This window comes from Novosphingobium sp. BL-S-19 (assembly GCF_055521675.1).
The window spans coordinates 1,825,631-1,850,002 of record NZ_CM145497.1; the positions used below are offsets into that span (position 1 = coordinate 1,825,631).

The window sequence follows — 24,372 nt, forward strand, 5'->3', positions numbered from 1 at the left end:
CGCGCCTGTAAAGCTACGCGGAGATCGGCTGAATGCAGACTTCACGCGAACGCGTGACATTGACACAAGCTTACCCTTCGCATCGCCCAGTAATTATGACAAAGTCGTATATAACCCGGCGACAATGCAGCGCGGCGGAAGACAGCTCACTCAAAAAAGATTATGCCCTCCCGCAACAAGGGGGATGAAGTACTACCGTGTATATCAAAACGCTGAAGCTTTGGAATTTCCGCGGATTCCATTCGACCGAACCGGGCCTCGAGATGTTCGGACACTATCCCGTTACCGTCGATCTTGCTGCCGATACGACCATTTTCATCGGACGCAATGGCGCGGGCAAAAGCGCACTTCTTCAGGCACTGCTTCGGCTTTTCGGGGAAACCCGTGAAGAGCGTACAATCCAGGCGGCCGACTTTTTCATTGCGCCCGGACAGCGGCTTGAAAGCCAGTCTGAACGCCAGCTCTTTCTCGAAGCCCTGATTGCCTTCCCAGAGCTCGAAACGCCAGGCGCCGATGCGGAGAAGACCATCCCCTCAGTCTTTCGTCACATGATCGTCACCGGCCCTGGCGAAACACCCCATGCGCGACTGCGGCTCGAAGCAACTTGGGAACAGGGCGGAACACTCGACGGCGTGATCGAGGAGAAGCTCTACTGGATCCTCACTATAGACAGTATTGGGTTGGGCGACCAGAATCCGGCGCTCAAGAAGCGGGTGACGCCGGCTGAGCGCAGCAACATCATGGTCCGTTACATTCCGGCTTCGCGCGATGTCACAGCTCTCACCCAACTTACCGTGAAGAGCCTCGGACGCTCGCTGATGAATGCGGTCGTATGGGAGCAAAAAGATGAAATCTCGAAGCTCATTCAGGATGCTGCCGACAAACTTGACACCGAGGCTGCGCTTGGACGCGTCAATGCCTCCATCAACAATTGCTGGAGCGAACTCAATACCGCCGAGACAGGGACAAGCGCCCGTCTTTCGGTCTTAACGCCGGATCTGCAGCAGATCATTCGCTCTGCCAGCATCCAGCTCACCCCATCTTCGCTTGGCCGCACAATGGGCATCGAGGAATTGAGCGACGGCCAGCGCTCACTATTCCATTTCGCGCTCGTCAAAGCCCTGCTCGATCTCAAGCTCGAACTCGAGGCCGAGGTTCGCGAGAAGAAGGAACCGCCATTCGAGCAGACCTTCGCGCGGGCGCCTGCACTGACGGTTTTCGCTTTCGAGGAGCCCGAGAACCATCTTGCCCCGTACTATCTCGCGCGCCTGCTGACCCAGCTCGAACGGCTGACCACCACTAACCGAGTTCAAGGCGTCATTACCAGCCATGCGCCGGCAATCGTTAGCCGCATCGAACCCAAGGCAATCAGGCACATCCGGCGTTCGCAGAAGACCGGTATCTCGACGATCTCGGCGCTTTGCCTTCCGACCGACGGCACCGAGGCCGCCAAGTTCGTTCGCGAGGCGGTTCGCGCACATCCGGAGATCTACTTCGCGCGACACGCCATCTTCGGCGAAGGCGCTTCGGAAGAGATCGTTATTCCTTGGGTTGCCGATAAGCTGGGCGTTCCGGTCGACCGTTCGTTCGTCGCCATCGTTCCGATCGGCGGGCGACACGTCCAGCATTTCTGGCGGCTCGTCGAGCAACTCGGTATTCCCCATACCACTCTGGTAGATCTCGACCTCGGACGAAGCAGCGGCGACGTCGTGACGTTCAAGACGCTAGCCTCTGCGCTGCTGGAGCGCGGCGGCCATGACGCGGCGACGATCGGCAACCTTCAGCGCGCCATTCATTTCACACGTGGGAAATGGGCCGAAGACGACTGGACACTGGAGTGCATCCGGCAATGGAAGGACTGGTTTGAACAGTTCGGAATTTTCATGTCGAGCGAAATCGACCTCGATATGCTGATGCTCCAAGCTTTCCCCAAGCATTACAAGATCCTTCCCGAGGGTGCCCTCGGTCCGCGCAAGCCCGATGATGCTGCAGCGGTTGAGAAAGCAGTCAAGATCGTTCTCGGCGACGACGGTTATGGGCCGGCCTGCTACGACGGGCTGGAAGTCCGAAAACTGTTCGTCTGGTATAAGTACCTGTTTCTCGGCGACCGCGGCAAGCCTGCCACGCATATGTTCGCGCTGTCGAAACTCGAGGAAGACAAGACAATCGATTTCGCGGCGCAGACACCACCCCTGTTGCGTAAGCTCATTGCCTATGTGCAAGGCAAGCTCGAGGAGGGTATGGTGTGATCTGCCCGGGAGATTGGCAGCCGATCGGGGTCGCTTCTCTCGAAGCAACCGCTCTTGCCGCTGTGAAAGCAAGCGGCAACACGCTGGTCACGGCCGGCCCCGGCACCGGGAAGACAGAACTGCTCGGTCAGCGCGCAGCGTATCTCCTACAGACAGGGATTTGCCCGTTCCCGCGCCGAATCCTCGCCATCAGTTTCAAGCGCGATGCTGCGACCAACCTGCGCGACCGCGTTGAGCGCCGCTGCGGTGGCGATGCTGTCCGGCAACTGGATTCGATGACCTTCGATGCCTTCGCCAAGCAGTTGCTCGATCGCTTCTGGCGTGCGCTTCCTCAGCGCTGGGCCCTCACCGGTGATTACCAGATCGGCTTTCCCCATCCGTCGCGTAATGGTTTCAGCCAGTTCCAGCACGAAGTCGCCAATACACTTCACCTTCCATTAGAGCCCGCCGGATGGGCCGCATCACTTTTTCCGACGCCTCCCCAGGCTCAAGACGTGTTCGGCATGACTTTCGACCAGTATACCGAAGGTCTCCAGCGGTTGAGACTCGAACCGTTACACGTCCCAGATGCAAAGTCCTTTCTTCAGCTTGTGGCCTTACGCCGCGGCATCGCACAATCCCCGCCCGAACTCACTTTCGGGCAAATCGGATGCCTTGCAAGCGCCATCATCGCCGCCAATCCGGCGATACGTGAGGCCATCCGTGCAACGTACAGCCATGTCTTCCTCGACGAGTTCCAGGATACGACTTCGGTCCAGTACGCGCTCGTCAAAGCAATTTTTGCCGGTTCGGCTTGTGTCCTAACCGCAGTGGGCGATGCCAAGCAGCGCATCATGGGCTGGGCCGGGGCCCAACGGAACGTGCTCGAAGCGTTCGAGCACGACTTTCTCGGTAGTCCCGACGCGCTTCCTCAGCTCACCCTAGCGCGCAATTATCGCAGCAACGAGCGGATCGTCTCCATTCTCAATGTGCTGAAGGCACGAATTGCGCCTACTGAACCCGATTTCGTTGCGGTTCGGCCACCCCCTGATTTGCCCGATGACGAAATCTTCTCACTGCTCGTCGCCAGCGACACGCGCGCAGAAGCACTAGGCATCGCGCAGATCGTCGGCCAATCGATTTCGTCAGGCACCGATCCCCGCAGCATTGGCTTGTTGGTCCGCCAACTTGCCGGCAATTGGGAAGAGCGGATCAAGGATGAGTTCTCCAGCGCCGGAATTGCCTTTCGCAACGAGGATCGCAAGATCGGCGGCGCCACGATCCAGGACCTGATGACGGAAGTCTATTCCCGGGTCGTTCTCGACCTCGTCGAGTTCTGCTCCCGCAAGCACGGCGGGTCGCTTTGGTCGGTTGCCATGGTCCATTTCGCTGCCGCACGCGGAATAGAACTGCGCGACGACGAAACCGCCGAGCGCGCGCTTGCGGAACATGTCGACGCTTTTCATCAGGCCAACCGGATTGATCCCGATATGCAGCCAGATGCCGCCGACGTGCGGCTTATTGTCTCCGCGATTGAGTCCGCAATCGGCCTTGATCGATTGCGCAGCCTAGCACCGCACTACGCAACGGGTGATCTCTTCGCCACTGTTCGCAGCGCAACGATCGAGTTCCTGGTGGAATGCGCTACGCTCACGACCTCTTGGAAACTGGCGATCGATCGATATCGGGGTGCCGGACAAGTTCCCTTGCTCACGATCACCAAGAGCAAGGGCCTGGAATACGACTTGGTCGTTCTCTTGGGACTGAACGACAACGAATGGTGGAGCTTCAACCGCGACGTTGAGGAAGGTCACTCGCTCTTTTTCGTCGCGGCCTCCCGCGCACGCGAGCGCTTGCTACTAACCCGTTGCAGCCACGACGGGACGAGCAGGATAGACGAGATATTCGCATTGCTGGCACAGGCCGGCATCAGCGAGAAGCGCATCTAACTTTTCCATGGCCAGCCCGACTTCAACGAAACCTGGCGGTCGGCATGGAATAGGTTGACCGTCTCCGCGTCCGCATGTTTTCCTTCGGTGCCCGCCAGTCACCACGCGGATCATGCCGAACCACCACGTCACGGCCCGGCCAGCTGAAGTGGGAATGCTGCTGTCCCCATTGCACAGCGATCACGCTCAGCGCGTCTCGATGAACGACTGACAGCTTTTCGTATGCTGCGTCCTGATAGGAGACTTTCCGGACTGTCCAACTCAGCAGTCATCAGCATGGCGCGGCGCGCGCGGTATTCGCCTTGAAATGACAAGATCGCGCAAGCTTGCAGCGATGACCACGGTCGATCGACCGACCTTTGCCACTTCCAGATCGCCACGAGAAATCATCTGGTAGATTCGTGTTCGGCTGAGCCCAGTCAATCGTACAGCGTCGGAAATTCGCACGCTGATCTGCTCGATTCCGCCAGAAGGCGATCGGATATCAAATTCGTGATCCATCATCACTTCCCCTTCCGGTGCTGCTGAAACCCACGATCCCCTTCCAGAAAGGCACTCAGGATCGCCGGGACCAGTTCCGCAATGGGCACGTCAATGCCGTAGGTGGCTGCATAGACAGCTGCGTAATCTTGCAAGCCCTGATGGAGATCGGGCGTTACCATGATTGGGAGCTTCACCGGGGTCTTGTCCGGCAGCCTCGCCAGCTTGATCGTGCTCATCGTGCCCCCTCCCCGTCCCATGGCGACAGCACCAAATCTTGCCTCACCACGAGGCGCACTGGCGCACCTGGTCGGATGTCGATAGTGGGCTGAACATCGAGATTGCGCTGGGTAATCTGATCCCCCGCGCGGGCCACGCTGGTCTGCGCGGATTCCCGGACCGCCTGCACCAGATCGCTCTCGCCGGTTATCGAAAGTTCCGTGCCAACGCCAAGAAGCGTTGCGATCGCCACACCCTTGAGCAGTCGTCCGGAATGGTAGTTCACCCGGTCAGAGAGCCCCGAGTAGCCCGACGGATCAGCCGCCGGCATGTTATCGAGCCGAACCGACTTGCCATCTGGCATCATGAGGCGCTGCCAGATGACCAGAGCTCGGCTCTGCCCATAGGCCACGACACTGTCATACTTGCCGACCAGCCTTGACCCTTGCGGAATGAGCAGGGTCTGACCGCTCGCGCTGTCGAAAACGTTCTGCGTGACCTGCGCAATCACCATCCCCGGCACATCAGAATTCACGCCCGTGACGAGGCTCGCCGCAATGACGCTGCCGGCCATAACCATGTAGGGCGAAAGCGGAGCCGCCAGATTGTGCGGGTTCACATCGCCGCGCTCGTCGAGCTTCTCGGCGAACTGGGTTTTGCGGTCGTCGGTCGCCGAACTCGATGCATCGGCAACCGCAGTCTGTCCCGAACCAATCGAAGGCTCAGGTGCAGTCGCCGCGGCGACGGCCGGTGTGCGGGTTTCCGTACGTGCGCCCTGAATTAGCAGCGACGACTGCCTCGCTGCCTTGAGTTCCGCAGCCTGACGTTGCCGCGCTTCGTCAACGTGAGAGGTGGCGGGCGCCTCCATACCAGCGCCCGCCAATTGGCGCTGCTGCGCCTTCAGGATCGGCCTCCCAAGATCTCCGGGCAACGGAGGCCCCAGGTTCGGCACATCGTCATAGCTCTTGGGGAGACCTGCCAGCGCGTCGTCCGAAGGCTTCCGATCCGGCTGGGACATTCCGCTGTCGGTAGCGATGCGGCTCATAACCCGCGGCTGAAGCGCAATCCACGCCACGCCGACAATTGCGATCGCAGCCAGAACGCTCCCGCCGATAATCACTTCCTTGCGGAAGCGGGTAACACGCGGCGTGCGGGCCCGGATCGCAAGCGTCTCGGGATCGAGCTTCGGCGTTGACGTCGGCGTCTCCCACGGCTCGGCCTGCACCTCCTGCGAGATCGCTACGAGGCGCGGAACCTGTACGGCATCGCCTGCTTCCAGCTCCTCGCTCATCGCCGCCCCCTCCCCTCGCCGCCTCGGGTGATGCGCACAACCTGCTGCTTCTTCGTCCCAAGCCGGAGCTCTGCGACGGTGAAGATGCGGTCGACCACATAGAAGCGGCCCTTCATCCGGTAATTCACCAGTTCGGCCGCCCCGTCGGCGCCGATCAGGAACAGCGGCGGGGCTTCGTCGACGCCGATCGACGCTGGAAACTCAATGAACGTCTGCCGCCCGTCATCGAAAGCCCTGAGCGGCCGCCAGGTCGGCGTATCGCCGGTAATTACGTAGCCAAAGTAAAGTTGGTCGACACCCAAGCCGGCGGCGATCGGCTTTGCGGCCTCCGCTGCGGCTTGTGCGACCTTAACCGCAACGAGTTCATCGAGCGGATAATTCCACGACAGTGCAGACATTCCCGCGCTCGGCCGACTGGTCAGCAGCAGATGGTAGGTGCGCCGATCGGTAGTGATGACGAGGTTGGTAGCGAGCCCGGTGCTGAACGGTTTCACCAGGACATGCGTGCGCTTGTCCTCGCCGCTTCCGCTGGAGGTATCGCCGATCACCCAGCGCGCGGTGTCACCGGCCGCAACCGCGATAAGTCCCTCACCTGGCTGCAATGCGATGTCGGTGATCATGCCGGGCTGCGTATAGGCGTGGTACACCGTGCCATCGGACCAGAGGTAGACCTGCCGGGCGTTGACCCAGGCATTCGGCGACGGCTCGACACTGGCGCGGCTCATGCCGCTGGTCGGCAGCTTCGCCCGCGCCGGCAAGTCCGCCGGATGAACGCCGACGGCAAAGGCCGCCGCAGCCAGTAACGACGTCTTCATGGCAGTACCTCCTTGGCTTGTTCGGAATTGGGAAGTGCGGACGCTTCTGACGTGAGCGCGTTGCCCGCAGGACTTGCCGGCGGACCTTCGGCGGTCGGAGCCGACGTTTCGAGCTCTCTGCTCCAGTCGATGGCATCGACATAGATCCCGAGCGGGTTCTTGCGCAGTGTCTCGCTGTCGCGCGGCGCCTGCTGAACGATGGTCAGAATCGCGGTCCAGTGGCTGGTTCCGGCCGCGCTTCCGCGCTCGAACGCGTTCTCGATCCATTTGACCTGAAAGCTTCTCTCCGAAGCCCGAACCACGCTGGTGACCTGCACCGAGACTGTCCGCTCCCCAACCCCCGTTAGCGCGCCCGAGCCCCTCGCGTATTCGCTGAGGAACCGGCTGCCGCGCTGGGTCGAGAAGTCATAGGCCTCGAGCCACCCATCGCGCATGATGACCGGATCGAGCGAAAGCCCGCGGACATGCCCGATGAACTTGGATAGAGCCCAAGCTATCTGCGGATCGGTCGGCTGATAACCGGCCTCGGCTTCGCTAACAGCGCGGGGCTCGCCTAGCCTGTCGACCGCGACGACATAGGGCACCACCCGGCTCTGCAGCGACTGCCAGATGAGTCCGGCCGCCATACCGCAGGAAAGCCCGAGGCAACCGAAGGCCATGATCCGCCAGTTCCGAGCCTGGACACGGGCGGAGCCAATCCGTTCGTCCCAAAGCTGCGCGGCCCGCTGAAAGGGCGTTTCGGGAAGTGGTGTTCGCCCATAAAGCTGGACGCTGCGTTTGAAGCGCATGGGTCAGTCATTCCTTTCGCTGATGTCGGGAGTGGTCGAGCCGCCGCCGCGATCGCCCTGCTGGACAGCGTGGATGGCAACGTCACGGCGATGACGAGCTGTCTGCTCGGCGCGCATGGCCTTGGCCCAGGCAGGCACGCCTTCTCCGCCTTTGGCGGACGCGTCCGGCGCGGAAGATGAAGGCGGCGAGGTATCGGATTGTGAGGAGGGTGCGGCTCCGCCGGAAGTAGCTGGCGAGGCGGAGCGCCCAGACGCTGAAGGACCGGCATGATCGCCGGCCGAGGCCGATGTCGCCGAATGGCGTACCGTCGAGCCTGCATGAGCCCCGCCGCCATGGCTGGCCGAACTTGCGGCGGCCGCACTGCTGCCCATTGAAGTTCCGGCACGAATACCGCCCAGCGCCGTGCCCGCAAGACGCACGCCGGCCATCGCCCCTCCTCCTGCCAACATGGCGATGCCGCCCGCACCAAGCGCCGTGCCTGCAGCCGCCCCTGCCCCCAGTTGCGGTGCGCCCGAAGCAAGGCCGCTGGCGACCGATGGCGCGAAGATGCCGAGACCGAACAGCGCCAGGCTCGCCAGCACCAGGCTCATGGCCTGGCCGATGTCGGGTTCCTGCCCCTGCAGCGCTTGGGTGAACTGATCGAAGAAGTTCGAGCCGATCCCAACGATCACGGCCAGCACCATGACCTTGATGCCAGAGCTCACCACGTGCCCCAGCACGCGCTCGGCGAGGAAACTGGTTCGGTTCCACAGCGCAAAGGGAACGAGAATGAAGCCGGCGAGTCCCACCAGCTTGAACTCGATGATGCAGACGAACATCTGCACCGCGAGAATAAAGAAGGCGAGGATCACCAGCAGCCAGGCGATCAGCAGCACGGCGATCGTCAGGAAATTCTTGAAGAAGCTGGTGAAGCCGAGGAGCTTCGAAGCCTGCTCAAGGAGCGGCCATGCTGCCGTGAACCCGGTGCCGGCCAGACGCCCGGGACGAAGCAGATCGTCCGCAGTGAGCGATCCTCCACCGGCCGTGATCCCGGCCTGCGCGAAGGAATGGAAGATGATGTCGGCCAGCGCCGAGAAGCTGTTGATGATGAAGGCGAAGGCGCCGACATAGAGCACCTTGCGGATGAACTTGGCGAGCACATTGTCCTCGCCGGCAAGCGACCAGAACAAACCGGCCAGCGTCACATCGATCGCGATCAGCGTTGCGGTAAGGAACCGCACATCGCCGCCAAGCAGCCCGAAGCCGCTGTCGATATAGCGGATGAAAGCGGTCATGAACTGATCGATGATGTTGAGGTCGTCCACGTGCGATCGTCCTGTCTGGGCGAGCGGGCCAAGCGCGCGACATCGCGCTCAGCGCAGCGCTGAGGTGGTGGGTGCCCGCGGGGCACGGCCGGGGCCGATTGCACGTGCCCCGCGGGCGCGGCGGCAGGAGAGGCGATCCGCCGCCGCTGTCGGGATGGGGTTGCGGTCTAGTTCGGCGTGTAGGCCGAGCCGGTGCCCAGGAACTTCCTGGTCGCCGCGTCGGCTTCGCTCTCGGACTGGGCGCTATTGGCGTCGCTCACGGCCTGCGCGCGGAACTGAGCGGCCAACATCTGCTGGATCTGGAACTGCTGCTTGGCCGTCAACGCGAGCAGCTGGTTGGTGACCTGCAGTGCCTGCAAGGTGCCCTCGGCGCCCTGGCTTCGCTGGACCAGTGCATTCATGGTCGTGGCGTCGGCCTCGACGTTCTCGGCGATCTGCGCCTGCATCGTCACCGTCTGGCGATAGGCGGCGACCTGCGTATCGAGCCGCGAACGCGCGGCAGTCACAGAATCGTCGAGTTTCAGCGACTGACCGAAGGCATCAGGATAGAGCTTGCTGAACTGCTGGTCGACGCTCGCGACCTTGAACTGGATGTTTTGGGCCTGCCCCATCAGCGTATCGATCTTCTGGAGCGTCTGGGTCAGCGCCTGAAGCTCCGGAAAACTGACCGTCGAGAGGTTCTTCGCCTCATTCGCGAGGCTCTGCGCTTCGTTCTGCAGCGACTTGATCTGATTGTTGACCTGCTGCAGCGCGCGCGCCGCCGTCAGGACGTTCTGGGCGTAGTTGGTGGGATCGTAGACCACCAGCGCATGCGCAGGTGGGCTGGTGATCATTGCGTCGAAGACGATGGCGCCGGCGGCCACCAAAGCGAGCATTCCGATGCCAGCACCCAGCTTCCGCGGCGGATTTGGAGCCTGTGGGCGAGACGAGATTTTCATCAGCATTCTCCTTCACGTTCGTGGTCACGAGAGTTCACTTCGCCCTGTCAGGTCAGTTCTCCGGACCTGGGTAGGTGCCGATCAGATCGGCCGCCCAGGCAGCGTGCGTTCCAGCGAGAAAGCGCGCGAAGAACTCGTCCTGGCCATGTTCGGCGAGCACGGCATCGATCCTCGCCTGAGTCATCGGGTCGGAACTGCCGCACAGTGCCAGCGCCACATCGCCCAGGCCCAGCTCGAACAGCCGGTTTCCGCGAGCCGATTGCAGGTAGTAGTGCCGCTTCGGGGTCGAGCGCGCGATCAGCTCGATCTGCCGCTCGCTGAGCCCGAAGCGCTCGTAGATCTCGCGGCTCTGCGGTTCGACCGCCCGATCGTTGGGCAGCAGAATGCGCTGCGGGCAGCTTTCGATCAGCGCGGGCGCAATCGGCGAGCCGGCAATATCGGCCAGACTCTGCGTCGCAAACAGAACCGAGACATTGCGCTTGCGCAGGACCTTGAGCCACTCGCGAATGCGCGCGGCGAAGAGCGGATGGTCGAGGAAGATCCAGGCCTCATCGAGCACCAGCAAGGTCGGACGACCGTCGAAGCGTTCCTCAAGCCGATGGAACAGATAGGTCAGCACCGGGCCGACGACGGAGCCATGCCCCATAAGTGCCTCGGTCTCGAAGCATTGGAGGTCGGCGAGATGGAGCGAACTCTCCGAGGCGTCCAGCAGGCCGCCATAGGGCCCATCGATCGTGTAAGGCCCCAGCGCGGTGCGCAGCGCCTTCGATTGCAGCAAGAGAGTAAGACCTGTGATCGTCCGTTCGGCCGGCGGCGCGCTCGCAAGGCTTCCAAGCGCCAGCCAGACCTGATCCTTCACTTCCGGTGTGACGGTGACGTTCTCCTGCGCCAGGATCGCGCCAATCCATTCCGCCGCCCAGGCGCGCTGCGCGGGATCATCAATGTCGCGCAGTGGCTGGAACGCCAGCGAACCGTTCTCGCCGCCAAGCCCGAGCGCGTGATGCGTGCCGCCGCAAGCCAGCACCGCCGCCCGCGCGGACAGCCCCTTGTCGAAGATGTAGACCTGCGCATTCGCATAGCGGCGGAACTGCAGGATCATCAACGCCAGCAGTACCGACTTGCCGGCCCCGGTCGGGCCCGCGACGAACATGTGCCCGACATCGCCGACATGCGTCGACAGCCGGAACGGTGTCGAGCCTGAGGTTTTGGCATGAAGCAGGACCGAGCCACCCAGATGATCGTTGCGTGCCGGTCCGGCCCAGACGGCCGAGAGCGGCATCAGGTGTGCAAGGTTCAGCGTATGAACGAGCGGCTGCCGGACATTGGCGTAGACGTGTCCAGGGATGGTGGAGAGCCAGGCCTCGACCGCGTTGACGCGTTCGCGGATCGTGGTGAAGCCGAGCCCGCCCAGCACGCGTTCGACCTGCCGCATCTTGGCGTCGACCGCGCTGCGTGTCGTGTCGCTGACGGTGATCGTCGTCGTCAGGTAGCCGAAGGCAACATGATCGCCGCCCAAGGCCTGAAGCGCTAGATCGGCATCGGCCACCTTGTTGTCGGCATCGCTGTCGAGAAGCTGCGCCGGCGTGTTGTACATCACCTCGCGCAGCATGGCGGTCAGCGATTTGCGTTTGTTGAACCACTGCCGGCGCAGGCTGGTCAGGACCTTGGTCGCCTCGGACTTGTCGAGCGCGATGAAGCGCGTGACCCAGCGGTAGGCAAAGTCCTGATGGTTGAGCGCATCGAGGATGCCGGGGCGGCTGACGTTCGGAAATCCGAGCACCGAGATTGTCCGGATATGGCGGTCGCCCAGCATCGGTTCGAGCCCGCCGACCAGCGGCGTGTCGACGAGGAGGCCATCGAGATACATCGGCGTCTCTGGGACCCGCACCGGATGGCGGCGATCCGAGATCGTCGTGTGCAGATAGGTCAGCAGTTCCCTGCTACCCAGCGCACGGATCTCGGGCATGAAGCCGTCGAAGAGATCGAGGGCGCGGTCGGTCTCGGCGATGAAGCCATCAAGCGAGGCTCGCCAGTCGCGGCCCTTCTCGTCATCAGCGCGTTCGACCAGTTGGCGGCCGGCGGCGTCCTCGCTGTCGGCAGGCGGCAGCCAGGTCAGCGTCAGGTAATAGGCGCTCTCGTAGTGCTTGCGCTCGGCAAGGAAAGCTGCCCGGCGTTCGCGGTCAACCAGCCAGCTTGCTGCATCGGGAAACGGATCGTCAGGGTAGCTGGCCGCTTCGCGCCGCTCGGCCTCGAAGAACAGCGCCCAGCCCGAGCCGAAGCGGCGCAGGACATTGTTGGCGCGCGCTGCGATCGAGACCAGTTCGGCCTCGGTCGCCGATTCCAGATCGGGCCCGCGAAATTCGAGGACGCGCAGGAAGCTGCCATCCTTGCTGAGCACCACGCCCGGCGCGACCAGCGCAGCCCAGGGCAGATGGTCGGCAAGGCGCCCAGCCTTGCTGCGATATTCGGCGAGGTTCAGCACGCGAGATATCCTTTCTGGCGCAAGTGGCGCAGAAGCACAGGCGCGAAGTCGGGATCGCGCCGGGCAGCGAGCACGGCGAGACTATGTCCCGCCGCCCAGATGAAGAGGCCGGCCAGCCACTGCTGAAGCCCGAGGCCGACGGCCATGGCGAGCGTTCCGTTGAGGATCGCGATCCCGCGCGGCGCACCGCCGAGAAGGATCGGAGCGCCAAGGCTCACATGGATCGGGACCTCGAAGCCCTCGATGTGCTGGCCGGCCCCATTCATGCGATCAGCGCTCCGCCGCCGAAGCTGAAGAACGAAAGAAAGAAACTCGAGGCGGCGAACGCGATCGAGAGGCCGAAGACGATCTGGATCAGCCGGCGAAAGCCGCCCGACGTCTCGCCGAAGGCCAGGGTCAGACCGGTCACGATGATGATGATGACCGCGACGATCTTGGCGACAGGACCCTGAACGGATTCGAGGATTTGTTCGAGCGGCTCCTCCCAGGGCATGCCCGAGCCGGCCGCCCAGGTCTGCGCGGTGACGGAGAGCGACGCTGCCATAGCGGCGGCGGCGAGCACGGCGGTCCGTGGATCGACACATAGGCCGAGGCGGTGAAGTCGTGACGTTTTCATGGGGTCATTCTCCTTGCTTGGTGGAAGGGAAGCGGACGGACGGGAAGCAGAGCTCGTGCAGGCGGTATTCGCCGCGGACGGGATCGAAGCCTTCCAGGCTGGCGATGGCCGAAATCCGGCGAGCCAGGCCGCGCCCGGAAATGACGACAATGAGGTCGATGGCCTCGGCGATGAGATGGCGCGGCACCGTGACAACGGCTTCCTGCACCAACCCCTCAAGCCGATGCAGTGCCGCCGATGCGCCGTTGGCATGGATTGTCGCGATCCCGCCGGGGTGACCTGTGTTCCAGGCCTTGAGCATGTCGAGCGCTTCGGGCCCGCGCACTTCACCGACGATGATACGATCGGGCCGCAGCCGCAGGGTCGAACGGACGAGGTCAGCGATGGTGGCGACGCCCTGCCGGGTGCGCAGGGCAACCGTATCGGGCGCTGGGCTTTGCAGTTCGCGGGTGTCCTCGATCAGTACCACGCGCTCGTCGAGCGCGGCCATCTCGGCGAGCAGCGCATTGGCGAGCGTGGTCTTGCCGGAGCTGGTGCCGCCGACGACGAGAATGCTGCGGTGATCGAGGACGGCGGCGCGCAGCATTTCCGCGGCTTCCATCGGCATGATGCCGTCCGCGATATAATCTGCGAGCGTGTGGATGCGTGCCGCCGGCTTGCGGATGGAAAAGCACGGCGCCAGCGACACTGGCGGCAGCACGCCTTCAAAGCGCTCGCCGGCGCCTTCACCGTGCGGCGGCAACTCGGCGGAAACGATCGGACTGTCGGCGTGGACTTCGGCGCGGGCATGGCTGGCGACAAGGCGGATGATACGTTCGACCTGTTCGGGCGCGATGCGCACATCGGTGTCCACCCTGCCCTCGCCAAGGACATCAACCCGGAGCGCGCCGTCTGGATTGACCATGATCTCGATGACGCGCGGATCGCCGAGCGCCGCCTCAATCGCCGGACCCATGGCCGTGCGCAGCATGGCGCGGCGACGCGCGGCGGTTTCTTCGCCGCTCATCGCCCACCCTCCTGGTCGAGCGTACGCTTGCCCCGCCCTACTTCTCGGGCAACCTGGGACAGGAACGCCTCGAAGCGCAGCGAAGCTGCCGCGCGGCCGGCAGCATCGTTTTCCGCGAGCGGTGGATTGATCGCGAGCTCGTAGCGGATGAACAACGCCAGCGTTTCGAGCTCGATGTGACTGTCGCGCAGGAGGCGCTCAAGCAGTTCGGCAATCCGATCCAGCCTCCGGCCGAACCGATCATCGAGTTCAATCTTGCCCCGCCTGTCAAACCACAGGGTCAGTGCCTGGACCAGGATATCCGACTTGGTGACGCCCGGTCGGTTTGCTTCCTCGACGAGACGAGCACTCAGCGGTTCGGGCAGGAACAGTTGATAGCGGACCTTGTTCGTCATGTTCAGAGCTCCAGGTCGAACTGGTCGGCGCGTTCGGCGGAGCCCAGCGCATACGTGACGCGTACGAGCCGCTGCTGGGCGGCCTGGTCGAGGACACGCTTGTCCGAGGCCGGATCGTCGTCATCGGCGGTGAGGCCCAGCGGGTCGGTGGCGACTTGCGGTTCCTGAGGAGGACCGTCGATTTCCGGGCCGGCTTCGACAGCAGGAGCCTGGTCCACGCCGCCGGTGACGACCTTTTTGACCTGTGGCTCTTCTTCCGCGAACTCACTGGCAGGCGGCGCCAATCTCTCGTCGATGTCCCGAACCTGCCCAGACCAGTCGTCCTTTCGTGCAGGCGGGGTGTCCGCATAACCATTGGTGCTGAGCTGCGGCGGCGCGACTACCCGCTGCGCAAAAGCGGGCTCCTCGAAATAGCGCAGCTTGCTGGCCCGGATCGGCGGCGTGCCAGAGGCAAGCACGAGTTCTTCACGCGGATCGAGCTGCATGACCTCGCCCGGCGTCAGTAGTGCCCGTGCCGTCTCCTGGCGACTGACCATGACGTGCGAGAGCCAGGGCGCGAGACGGTGCCCCGCGTAGTTGCGCATGGCGCGCTGCTCGGTCGCGGTTCCTAGGGCATCGGACAAGCGTTTGGCGGTACGCTCGTCGTTGGTCGCGAACGCAACGCGCACATGGCAGTTGTCCAGAATCGAGTTGTGCTCGCCGTAAGCCTTCTCGATCTGGTTGAGGCTCTGCGCGATCAGGAAGGCGCGGACGCCGTAGCCGGCAAGGAACGCGAGGCTCGTTTCGAAGAAGTCGAGGCGGCCGAGCGCGGGAAACTCGTCGAGCATCATGAGCAGCCGGTGCCGGCGGCTACCCTGGTGGTCGGAACCATGTTCGAAACGCAGTTCCTCGGTAAGCCGCCGACCAATCTGGTTGAGGATCAGCCGGATCAGCGGCTTGGTGCGGCTGATGTCCGAGGGCGGAACGACCAGATAGAGCGAGGCCGGGTATTTTCCATCGACGAGGTCGGCAATGCGCCAGTCGGAAGCTGCCGTCACCGCCGAGACTGTGGGGTCGCGGTACAACCCCAAGAACGACATGGCAGTCGAGAGCACGCCGGAGCGCTCATTGACCGACTTGTTGAGCACTTCACGGGCCGCCGAAGCCACGACCGGATGAACCTGCGGTGCTTCGAGCGTACCCAAGTGGTTGGTCGACATCATCGCGTGGAGTGTGCTCGCAAAGCTGCGCGCGGGATCGGAGAGGAAGGTCGCGACGCGCGCGAGCGTCTTCTCTTCTTCGGCGTAGAGCACGTGGAGGATGGCGCCGACCAGAAGGGAATGGCTGGTCTTTTCCCAGTGGCTACGCCGTTCGAGCGCACCTTCGGGATCCACGAGGATATCGGCGATGTTCTGGACATCGCGCACTTCGTGGATGCCGCGGCGAACTTCGAGCAGCGGGTTGTAGCGGGCCGAACGCGCATCGGTTGGATTGAACAGCAGGCAATGCGAAAAGCGCGCGCGCCAGCCAGCAGTCAGTTGCCAGTTCTCGCCCTTGATGTCGTGGATCACGGCAGACCCCGACCAACCCAGTAGCGTCGGAATGACAAGACCGATGCCTTTGCCCGACCGCGTCGGCGCAAAGGCCATGACATGTTCGGGGCCATCGTGACGCAGATAGTCAGCACCGACCCGACCGAGGAACACGCCCTCATCGGCCAAGAGCCCGGCCTTGCGGATATCCTTGCGATTGGCCCAGCGCGCTGATCCGTATGTGGTGACATTGCTGCGCTGCCGTGCGCGCCATACCGAACCGGCGATAGCCGCAGCGCAGCCGACGAGCCCGCTCGATGCCGCAATGCCACCGGCCTCGTCGAACACGACCGGCGCGTAGGCATCGAACTCGAACCACCAGATGAAGATCGTCCAAGGCGCATAGATCCGGCGCCCCAGCAGCACGAACCAAGGGCTCCCCAGTTCGGGCTGGTATGCAAGTTCGGCCGCTGTCCACTGGGTCGCTAACCAGACACCGGCAAGGACGATCGCGAACACGATCATCATCTGTCCGATGAGGAGTTTCGTGGGTGTCATGAAAGCCTCCGCACGCCGCGGATCGTATCCGTTGGCGTGGGGGCAAGACTCCCGGAAATCCACGAGAGATCACAGTGCCTGTCTGGTGCACCCAGGTGTCTTTCGAGTGCACTTCAGAACCGACAAGCGTTGTTTTGACCTGCTGTCGCGATGAGCGGGGCGACAAAGACGTCCAATTCCGCGCCGTATTGGATGATTGAATGATCCGCCGGTTGATTACTCGACATTAATCATGACAATGCCGCCCCACGAAGGCATGCGGCACATCATGACGAGCGATACTCAGAAGGTTACCAAGTACTGGCGCAATTCGCTGGCCGACGCAGAATTGGGCCGAGGCACCTTCAGCCAGAAGGACGCGGACGATTTTCTAATCGCCGACCACACCAGCCTCAACGCCGGCCGCCTCACCCTAGATCGAAACCATGAAGGACAGCTTGAGGAGGCGGGCGATCATCTGATCCATTCCGGGCCGAATGGACCGCTGTATTGTAACGAACAGGTCGAAGCCCGATTAGCTGTGCCTTATGCCCCCTGAAAATCGCCTTTACTTGATGCGGAATTGGGAAGACAAAGGCCTCCTCCAATAAACCTCCCAAGAGGGATCTTCCATGCCCGACACCGAGCAACCAGAGCTCGCCCGCCTGACAGTTGAACTGCTCAGCGCATTTGTTTCCAACAACACCATCTCCAGCGATGCGCTTCCCGCCCTGATCGAGGCGACGCGCAGCGCGCTCGCAGGAGACACCGGGAAGGGGCAGATCGAAGAACCGGAGTTCAAGCCGGCTGTGTCGGTTGAAGAGAGCCTTGCTTCCCCTGATCACATTCTCAGCCTGATCGATGGGAAGCCTTACAAGGCATTGAAGCGGCATCTTGCCAATAACGGCCTTACTCCTGAAGAGTACCGCGCGCGGTATAACCTTCCGGCCAACTATCCGATGGTTTCGGCAAGCTACTCCGAACAGCGCCGGGCCTTCGCTAAAGCGGCAGGACTTGGCGGCAGTAGAGCGGGTGCCAGCGCCGCCACAGCTGTGCCCGCCAAAGCCGCTTCTCCCGTAGCCGCGAAAGCCACCAAGGCAGCCGCGAAGAAGGCAGCTCCGAAGACCGCGGTGGCAGCCAAGCCGTCTAGCAAGGCAGCGCAGGCTCCTGCAGCTCCGTCTTCCGCAACGACGCCGGCAGCCAAGGCTTCCAGTGCGAAGCCGAAAAATGCCACAAAGGCAGCGGCGAAGTCAGTCAGCAAGCCTGTGCCCAAGGCTTCTGGCAACGCAGCCGTAGCCACGGAATCGAAGCCGGAAACAAAGAAGGTTGCCGCGGCGAAGAGTGAGCCGACTGCCGTTGCCGCAGCTGCCAGCAAGCCCGCTCGCCGGATGGCCCGGACGCCAGGCAAGGCTGCCGTCGATCCCGGTGCGACAGGCTCCGCGAAGCCAGCAACGGCTCCCAAGAAGGGGGCGAAGACAGTGAAGAAGGCTACCACTCCGGCGCCCTCGGCCTCGAAGCCTGCGCCTGCCGCAGTTGCAGGTGCGGAATCGAAAGCTGCAGCGCCTGCCGCAAAGACGGCGAAGCCTGCAGCACCGAAGCCGAAGGCCAAGGCTGCAGCGCCCGCCAAGTCGCTGGCCCCAAAGAAGAGCCGTGCAAAGCTGGGCATCGCAGTTCCCAGTGCAGAGAACGTAGCCTCGACAGCCGCCGGGTCGATATCTTCGGCGCCCGCTCTCGAAGCGCAGTCCAACCAAACTCCTGCAGAAACCAAGGCCTAAGCGTTTTGAGGCGGCCTTTCCGAAAGGAAGGCCGCCTCAATCTGGCAGATTGTCAAAATTCGTCGTCCTGCTCGAAATCGGCGCGCCGAGATGGCGCACCATTCCCAAAGTATAGAGCTGCAAACACCAAGGTCCGGGGCTGCCTTCTCCGAGGCTCGCTGACCGGCTATGGCATCCAGCATGCACGTTCCATCACCAGTCGACCTCAACCGCGCAGCTCAGTTTCTCGCCCAGAGCGCCGACTACAAGGTGCTTCGGCGCCTCGTCCCGGTCGTGCGCTTTCACGAACCGAGATCGGACGTCCCCAGCCGTATTGGCGTTGCCCTCGACGTCGAGACGACCGGTCTCGATCATGAAACGGACAAGATCATCGAACTGGCTATCCAACGCTTCCGGTTCGACAAGGCTGGTCGGATCGTCGAGGTTGGCCAACCGCGCGTGTGGCGGGAGGATCCGGGAGTTGCCCTCGATCCAAGGATCACGAAACTCACTGGACACACAAACGAGGGGCTCACAGGCCAGGCAATCGATAACGTGCTTGCCACAGAAATCCTCTCGTCTGCCGATATCATCGTTGCGCACAACGCGAGCTTCGACCGCCCGTTCGTTGACAAGCGGCTCCCGGCGATCGGCGGCAAGCCTTGGGCCTGCTCGATGGCAGAAGTGGATTGGCTCGAACTCGGCTTTGACGGCAAGGCGCTTGCCCACCTCGTCTCGCAATGCGGATGGTTTTACGAAGGACACCGCGCCGAGAACGACATCCTGGCACTGATCTATCTCCTGGCGCATGACCTGCCGGACGGAGAGACAGTTCTTGCCAAGCTGGCCGCAGCCTCAGATCGCCCGACTTATCGCTTCAACGCAATCGATGCCCCCTTCGAAGCCAAGGATCTCCTCAAGGCACGCGGCTACCGGTGGAATAGCAGCTTCCGATTTTGGTCGAAGGAAATTCCCGAAGCCGATCATGATGCAGAGCGCGATTGGTTGAAAAAGGAAATCTATACCGAATACGGGGAGGCTGGCATTTTTCCGGTTACTGCGAGCGAACGATACCGCAAAATGTAATGCAACCTGCCTGATGCCGTGCTGTGCGAAGCGTGCCAACTCCGCACTCCATCTCAGACAACACAATGCTTCAGTGCACGCAATGACGGCAGCTGCCCGGTGAGTTTCGAGGATAAATCCCTGCAAAGCAACCGGTCAGCAGACGCCCCCAAACCGGTCGTTCAGCAACCATTTGGGTGATCCTACAAGCTGACCTTCAGCTCTGGCGCGAACTGCTGCCAGGCGGCTTCTGAATTATATCCAAGAAAGTTGGCGCCCGACTTCCGTCCACTTCCAGTCGCTCCGGCGCCAATTCAATGTTCCAGCAAGCCGACAGTCCGACTTCATAGCATGCACGATCCGGGCACTTTCGGGTGGAGGGTATTCTTCCCAACCTCTGGCTGGGACGCCGCTTGTTTGATGCCAAGTTCCGTGCCTAGTATTAATCAACCCCATTGGGCATCGATGAATAAAACGTTTATTATAGGAAACATTGCATACCATTTTGCAGTTTTCACATCATGAATATACAAAAATCCATCATTGAATTCGGGCAATTTTTTGCCCTCTAAATAACGTGAATCAATTCCAATTTGACCCGTACGAATTGCAATCGAAGTGTAAACAATAACACCCTCGGGAGAATTCGCCTCTAACCCTCGTTCAGTCCGCCGAAATGGTATCAGATGTGAGAGTCGTTCATGGCAAGCTGCCCGGCGCGCCTGCTTGCGTGGACGGTCAGGCGCGGCGTCACGCAAAAGTGGCGCCGGGATTGGCTTTGCTGGAAACGACGAAAAATAGTATCCACCCGCAGCGAAATCTCGCCAGCATCGATATAGATCTTGGCGCGGGTCCATGTACATTAAATCTTGCGAAATGACTGCCGGATTGCGGGGTTCCTTAGCTTCATAAACAACAAAATCATCCGAAGCCGCGATAGGATCGTCCTCTAATAGAGATTCACCGTACTTTTTTTCGAGCGCCCTAATGTCCTCACTGGGGATGAGGGCGCTTCCAAACAATCGTCCGTCTTGGAACAAGCTTTGGCCAGTCCTCCGACTAAAATGCCCATCTGCGTTAGGATTGGTCGGGCCGGGAATGAAGGGGGGCTCATCTACCTGAGAAAGAACTTCGTTTTCATTCGCCAGCCCTGGCCCGCCATTCAGGAACTCGATCCGGCCTTTCGGATTACGAAAGCGCGCGTCTTTCCGAAGATAGTAAGCAGGCGCCAAATAGGCTTCGGCTAGCGTTGTGAACGGCTGCCGGTCATTCCATGCCACGAGCGGCAACACGTCGACGGGCGCAGTCAATAGCCAGCCCTTCCCATCGCCGTAATCGTTCATTCCAGGCTGAGAGCGGTTGAACCTACAAAAGTCCGGAATCTTGACAACGATATAGCTCCCATCATTCAAACGGCGTGAAACCGTCATTGGGTGGCCTCTTTGCTCGACAATTGGTGCGTCCGGGCGCCCACCAAGCGTAAGCGCTGGCATCCCGCACTTGACGTATTGTTCAATGAGAACCGGCTCGACCCCATATTCCATGCTAAACGTGAAACGGAACCAAAGAGAGCGCGGCACATTTTTGTGCTCTGACCATTGGCAGTTCGCGATCATCAGAGATGAGAGCGCTAAGAGAGATCTGCACCCAATTTTAAATTTACGCACCCTCAACCGACCTCTATAATTGGACCAGTCAACCCAACCTTATAAGTGTCCGACCGATGCCCGGATGGTGGTTTTATAAGATTTAACTTATTTAATATCAGTGAACATTTCAGCTCCCGTGTTGACGTGAGACAATACACACGATGTTGATCTGATCAATCAATTCGACCTTGCCTCGAGCCGGACAGAAACAACCGTTACTGAGAACTGCAGCCATATCGTGAATGTCTACAATATCATCGACCACCGTGCGGCCGGTTTCGGGTTAAATCCTTGAAAGGCGGTCAGCCTGCAAACGCCCCCATTCCAGACGTCTATTGCCGATAATTGTTTTCTGGAAAGCGGACATAAGTCCATCGGTCCAGTGCCTCGTAAATAGCTCGATCTCTTCACATCGTTTCCGGTGCCAAAGCCTCGATGATCCGACAATCGGCAACCACGCCGCCGCCGCAGGAATCGATGACCGACTTCAGCTCCCGACGCATTGCCGTGAGATCGGCCAGCTTGCGATCCACCTCCATCAGATGCTCGCGCGCGATGCGGTCAATCCCCGCGCAATCACAGTCGCGGTCGTCGGAGAGCCGCAGCAGCGCTCGGACCTGATCCAACGAGAAGCCGAGGTCCCGCGAGCGTCGGATGAAGGACAGCCTGCCAAGCTCCGCGTGCCCATATGCGCGATAGTTCCCGCCCGTCCGGGCAGGCTTGGGCAGCAATCCGATCCGCTCGTAGTAGCGGATCGTCTCGACTTTCGTGTTCGTAGATTTGCTCAGCTCGCCGATGCTCAGCGCCATGCTCTTGACCTTGTAGTTGCTACAGGGTCCATATAGGTCGCCGGCGAGCAAAAAGGGAATGCAAGATGGCCGGTGGCTGCTGTGGATGCGCAGAGACAACGCGCAAAGTTGAGGACCGCGCATGGCGGCGCGTGCTCTGGATTGCGCTCGTCATCAACGCCGCAATGTTCGCGGTAGAGATCGCGGCCGGTGTGACGGCGGGTTCTGCCGCACTCAAGGCTGATGCGCTCGACTTCCTCGGGGATTCGGCAAATTACGCGATCAGCCTTGGTGTGGCCGGCCTCGCTCTCAAGTGGCGCGCCCGCGCGGCGCTGGCCAAAGGGGCCTCCCTTTTGCTGCTCGGGCTATGGGTGATCGGCAGCACTATCTGGATGGCAACGACCGGGACGCTCCCCAAGGCTGAGACCATGGGGGTGATCGGCGTGCTCGCCCTTGCAGCCAACCTGCTGTGCGCACTGCTGCTGTGGCGCCATCGCGAGGGAGACGCCAACCGGCGATCGGTCTGGATCTGCTCACGCAACGACGCCATCGGCAATGTTGCCGTGGTCCTTGCCGCGCTCGGCGTGTTCGGCACTGGCACGGCCTGGCCGGATATAATCGTTGCTGGCGTGCTCGCGTTGCTCGGCGTGTCCGGTGGTTTGCAGATCATCCGCCAAGCATGGGGTGAGCTTGGAGACGGGGACGCCGCCAAATCAGCTGCTGCGCAAACTGCTGTGCTGAAATGACGACGTGGCCAACATGAGAGTAGTCGAGACGACGAGCTTCAACTCTCGGGCGCGATAGCGATCGCCGAGAGATCCTTGGTCGCATCGACCGGAATGCCCGCCTCCTTGCGCTCGGAGTAGCGGTCGACGAGTTGCGCCGCATGCGGCCGCATCAGCACCGTGAAGCGCACCAGTTCCTCCATCACATCGACGATGCGCTCGTAGTAGCTGGACGCCCGCATCCGGCCGTCCTCGTCGAACTCCTTGTAGGCCATCGCCACCGAGGACTGATTGGGGATTGTGAACATCCGCATCCAACGCCCCAGCAGGCGCAGCGAGTTAACCGCATTGAACGATTGCGAGCCGCCAGACACCTGCATGACCGCAAGCGTTCGCCCCTGCGTCGGCCGCATCCCGCGCATCTGGAGCGGCAGATGATCGATCTGCGTCTTCATGATGCCGCTGATCTGGCCGTGCCGCTCCGGGCTGCACCAGACCATGCCTTCCGACCACAGCGCATGCTCGCGCAGTTCATGCACAGCCGGGTGATCGTCTCCTGCCACCTGATCGGGTAGTGGCAAGTCGCTGGGATCGAAAATCCGCGTCTCGGCGCCGAAGAATTGCAGCAGGCGCGCCGCCTCTTCCACGGCGAGGCGAGAAAACGAGCGTTCCCGCAGCGAGCCGTAGAGCAGCAGAATGCGCGGAGGCGGTTGGTCCGGGCCAAGGCCAGCGGCGGGACGAGCCAACGCGAAAGCCTTGTCCAAGGCAGGAAGATGATCGGGGGCGGCGAGTTCGCGCAGTCTCATGCGGAAATACCTTTCTCGTACCAAGGGCGGGTCCGCTTCACCAAGGCGACGATCGACAGCATCACCGGCACTTCGACCAGCACGCCCACGACCGTTGCCAGCGCGGCGCCGGAACTGAGGCCAAAGAGACTGATGGCGGCGGCCACAGCCAGTTCGAAGAAGTTGGAGGCACCGATCAGAGCCGAAGGACCGGCGACGCACCATGCCACGCCGAAACGGCGGCTGAGCCAATAGGCGATGCCGGCATTGAGATAGACCTGAAACAGGATCGGCACGGCAATCAACGCGATCACCAGTGGCTGCCGGATGATCTGCTCGCCCTGAAAGCCGAACAGCAGCACCAGCGTCAGCAGCAGGCTGGCAAGGCTGATCGGACCAATAGCGGACAGGAAATGCTGCAACCGCTTCTCACCGCCGCGAAGGAGTGCGCGGCGGAGCAGTTGCGAGATGACGACCGGGGCGACGATGTAGAGCGCCACCGACAGCGCCAACGTGCTCCACGGCACGGTAATCGATGCCACGCCGAGCAACAGCCCGACGAGCGGCGCGAAGGCGAAGACCATGATCAGGTCGTTCAGCGCCACTTGGCTCAAGGTATAGTTCGCCTCACCGTCGACGAGGTTGGACCAGACGACGACCATCGCGGTGCAAGGCGCTGCAGCCAGCAGGATCAGCCCGGCAATGTAGGACGACGATGCGCCGTTAGGCAGCATTGGCGTGAATAAATAGCCGAGGAAGAACGTGCCGAGCAGCGCCATCGAAAATGGCTTGATCGCCCAGTTCACCACCAGAGTGACGCCGATGCCGCGCCAGTGCTGCCGAAGGCTATGGATTGCTCCGAAATCGACCCGCAGCAGCATCGGGATGATCATCAGCCAGATCAGGCCTGCCACCACGAGGTTGACGCTGGCGATCTCCAGCGCTGCGATCGCCTCGAAGGCGCCCGGCAGCAAGTGGCCGAGACCGATCCCGACTACGATGCACAGGGCGACCCACAGCGAGAGATAGCGCTCGAAAAGCGACAT

The 24,372-nt window shown here is 61.7% G+C and carries 23 protein-coding genes; 6 read left to right on the forward strand and 17 right to left on the reverse strand.

Going from position 1 to position 24,372, the window contains the following annotated elements; translation table 11 throughout:
* Positions 1–197 precede the first annotated feature (197 nt).
* Entirely contained in the window at positions 198–2,249 is a 2,052-nt protein-coding gene (locus ACZ1JV_RS07670; protein WP_465139179.1) for an ATP-dependent nuclease, read from the forward strand.
* Positions 2,246–4,177, forward strand: coding sequence for a UvrD-helicase domain-containing protein (locus tag ACZ1JV_RS07675; protein ID WP_465139178.1), 1,932 nt, complete (start codon positions 2,246–2,248; stop codon positions 4,175–4,177). The genes ACZ1JV_RS07670 and ACZ1JV_RS07675 overlap by 4 nt, the downstream gene beginning before the upstream one ends.
* A 261-nt stretch (positions 4,178–4,438) precedes the next feature.
* Here ACZ1JV_RS07675 and ACZ1JV_RS07680 read toward each other — a convergent pair whose 3' ends face one another.
* The 13 genes from ACZ1JV_RS07680 to ACZ1JV_RS07740 all read right to left on the reverse strand — a co-directional run bounded on the left by ACZ1JV_RS07680 (position 4,439) and on the right by ACZ1JV_RS07740 (position 16,581).
* Positions 4,439–4,681 (reverse strand): helix-turn-helix domain-containing protein, encoded by a 243-nt coding sequence (locus ACZ1JV_RS07680; RefSeq protein WP_465139177.1) that lies wholly within the window; start codon positions 4,679–4,681, stop codon positions 4,439–4,441.
* The gene (locus tag ACZ1JV_RS07685) at positions 4,681–4,896 is read right to left on the reverse strand and encodes a DUF2274 domain-containing protein (protein ID WP_465139176.1); all 216 of its coding nucleotides are present in this window, start codon (positions 4,894–4,896) and stop codon (positions 4,681–4,683) included. The genes ACZ1JV_RS07680 and ACZ1JV_RS07685 overlap by 1 nt, the downstream gene beginning before the upstream one ends.
* On the reverse strand, positions 4,893–6,167 hold the full coding sequence (locus tag ACZ1JV_RS07690) for a TraB/TrbI/VirB10 family type IV secretion system protein (RefSeq protein WP_465139175.1): 1,275 nt from the start codon (positions 6,165–6,167) through the stop codon (positions 4,893–4,895). Before ACZ1JV_RS07690 ends, ACZ1JV_RS07685 begins: the two co-directional genes overlap by 4 nt.
* A complete protein-coding gene (gene trbG / locus ACZ1JV_RS07695; RefSeq protein WP_465139174.1) occupies positions 6,164–6,982 on the reverse strand; it encodes a P-type conjugative transfer protein TrbG in 819 nt (272 codons plus the stop codon). The genes ACZ1JV_RS07690 and trbG overlap by 4 nt, the downstream gene beginning before the upstream one ends.
* Complete coding sequence (trbF, locus tag ACZ1JV_RS07700) at positions 6,979–7,770, reverse strand: conjugal transfer protein TrbF (RefSeq protein WP_465139173.1); 792 nt, start codon at positions 7,768–7,770, stop codon at positions 6,979–6,981. Before trbF ends, trbG begins: the two co-directional genes overlap by 4 nt.
* 3 nt (positions 7,771–7,773) lie before the next feature.
* Positions 7,774–9,075: a P-type conjugative transfer protein TrbL gene (gene trbL, locus ACZ1JV_RS07705; RefSeq protein ID WP_465139172.1), complete on the reverse strand. Its 1,302-nt coding sequence runs from the start codon at positions 9,073–9,075 to the stop codon at positions 7,774–7,776.
* 167 nt (positions 9,076–9,242) lie between these two features.
* Entirely contained in the window at positions 9,243–10,019 is a 777-nt protein-coding gene (trbJ, locus tag ACZ1JV_RS07710; RefSeq protein WP_465139171.1) for a P-type conjugative transfer protein TrbJ, read from the reverse strand.
* 46 nt (positions 10,020–10,065) lie between these two features.
* Positions 10,066–12,495 (reverse strand): conjugal transfer protein TrbE, encoded by a 2,430-nt coding sequence (gene trbE / locus ACZ1JV_RS07715; protein WP_465139170.1) that lies wholly within the window; start codon positions 12,493–12,495, stop codon positions 10,066–10,068.
* The gene (locus tag ACZ1JV_RS07720) at positions 12,489–12,761 is read right to left on the reverse strand and encodes a VirB3 family type IV secretion system protein (protein ID WP_454798652.1); all 273 of its coding nucleotides are present in this window, start codon (positions 12,759–12,761) and stop codon (positions 12,489–12,491) included. Before ACZ1JV_RS07720 ends, trbE begins: the two co-directional genes overlap by 7 nt.
* On the reverse strand, positions 12,758–13,039 hold the full coding sequence (locus ACZ1JV_RS07725; protein WP_465149792.1) for a TrbC/VirB2 family type IV secretion system protein: 282 nt from the start codon (positions 13,037–13,039) through the stop codon (positions 12,758–12,760). The genes ACZ1JV_RS07720 and ACZ1JV_RS07725 overlap by 4 nt, the downstream gene beginning before the upstream one ends.
* A 76-nt stretch (positions 13,040–13,115) precedes the next feature.
* Positions 13,116–14,117 carry a P-type conjugative transfer ATPase TrbB gene (gene trbB, locus ACZ1JV_RS07730; RefSeq protein ID WP_465149050.1) on the reverse strand — a complete coding sequence of 334 codons (1,002 nt, stop codon included), beginning with the start codon at positions 14,115–14,117 and terminating at the stop codon, positions 13,116–13,118.
* Positions 14,114–14,512 carry a CopG family transcriptional regulator gene (locus ACZ1JV_RS07735; RefSeq protein WP_465139167.1) on the reverse strand — a complete coding sequence of 133 codons (399 nt, stop codon included), beginning with the start codon at positions 14,510–14,512 and terminating at the stop codon, positions 14,114–14,116. The genes trbB and ACZ1JV_RS07735 overlap by 4 nt, the downstream gene beginning before the upstream one ends.
* A 2-nt stretch (positions 14,513–14,514) precedes the next feature.
* On the reverse strand, positions 14,515–16,581 hold the full coding sequence (locus ACZ1JV_RS07740) for a conjugal transfer protein TraG (RefSeq protein ID WP_465139166.1): 2,067 nt from the start codon (positions 16,579–16,581) through the stop codon (positions 14,515–14,517).
* Between the two features lie 196 nt (positions 16,582–16,777).
* On the opposite strand from ACZ1JV_RS07740, the gene ACZ1JV_RS07745 reads away from it, so the two are divergent.
* The 3 genes from ACZ1JV_RS07745 to ACZ1JV_RS07755 all read left to right on the forward strand — a co-directional run bounded on the left by ACZ1JV_RS07745 (position 16,778) and on the right by ACZ1JV_RS07755 (position 19,400).
* A complete protein-coding gene (locus ACZ1JV_RS07745) occupies positions 16,778–17,119 on the forward strand; it encodes a hypothetical protein (RefSeq protein ID WP_465139165.1) in 342 nt (113 codons plus the stop codon).
* Positions 17,120–17,192: 73 nt separating this feature from the next.
* Positions 17,193–18,335: a Ros/MucR family transcriptional regulator gene (locus tag ACZ1JV_RS07750; RefSeq protein ID WP_465139164.1), complete on the forward strand. Its 1,143-nt coding sequence runs from the start codon at positions 17,193–17,195 to the stop codon at positions 18,333–18,335.
* 168 nt (positions 18,336–18,503) lie between these two features.
* Positions 18,504–19,400: a 3'-5' exonuclease gene (locus ACZ1JV_RS07755; protein WP_465139163.1), complete on the forward strand. Its 897-nt coding sequence runs from the start codon at positions 18,504–18,506 to the stop codon at positions 19,398–19,400.
* Between the two features lie 425 nt (positions 19,401–19,825).
* Here ACZ1JV_RS07755 and ACZ1JV_RS07760 read toward each other — a convergent pair whose 3' ends face one another.
* Positions 19,826–20,809, reverse strand: a complete 984-nt coding sequence (locus ACZ1JV_RS07760) for a hypothetical protein (protein WP_465139162.1) — start codon at positions 20,807–20,809, stop codon at positions 19,826–19,828.
* Between the two features lie 626 nt (positions 20,810–21,435).
* On the reverse strand, positions 21,436–21,837 hold the full coding sequence (locus ACZ1JV_RS07765) for a MerR family transcriptional regulator (RefSeq protein WP_465139161.1): 402 nt from the start codon (positions 21,835–21,837) through the stop codon (positions 21,436–21,438).
* A 65-nt stretch (positions 21,838–21,902) separates the two neighbouring features.
* Between ACZ1JV_RS07765 and ACZ1JV_RS07770 the strand changes: the two genes are divergently transcribed.
* Positions 21,903–22,562 carry a cation efflux transmembrane domain-containing protein gene (locus ACZ1JV_RS07770; RefSeq protein WP_465139160.1) on the forward strand — a complete coding sequence of 220 codons (660 nt, stop codon included), beginning with the start codon at positions 21,903–21,905 and terminating at the stop codon, positions 22,560–22,562.
* Between the two features lie 38 nt (positions 22,563–22,600).
* Here the strand turns inward: ACZ1JV_RS07770 and arsH are convergent, their stop codons facing one another.
* Positions 22,601–23,347 carry an arsenical resistance protein ArsH gene (arsH, locus tag ACZ1JV_RS07775; protein ID WP_465149051.1) on the reverse strand — a complete coding sequence of 249 codons (747 nt, stop codon included), beginning with the start codon at positions 23,345–23,347 and terminating at the stop codon, positions 22,601–22,603.
* Positions 23,344–24,372, reverse strand: a complete 1,029-nt coding sequence (arsB, locus tag ACZ1JV_RS07780) for an ACR3 family arsenite efflux transporter (protein WP_465149052.1) — start codon at positions 24,370–24,372, stop codon at positions 23,344–23,346. Before arsB ends, arsH begins: the two co-directional genes overlap by 4 nt.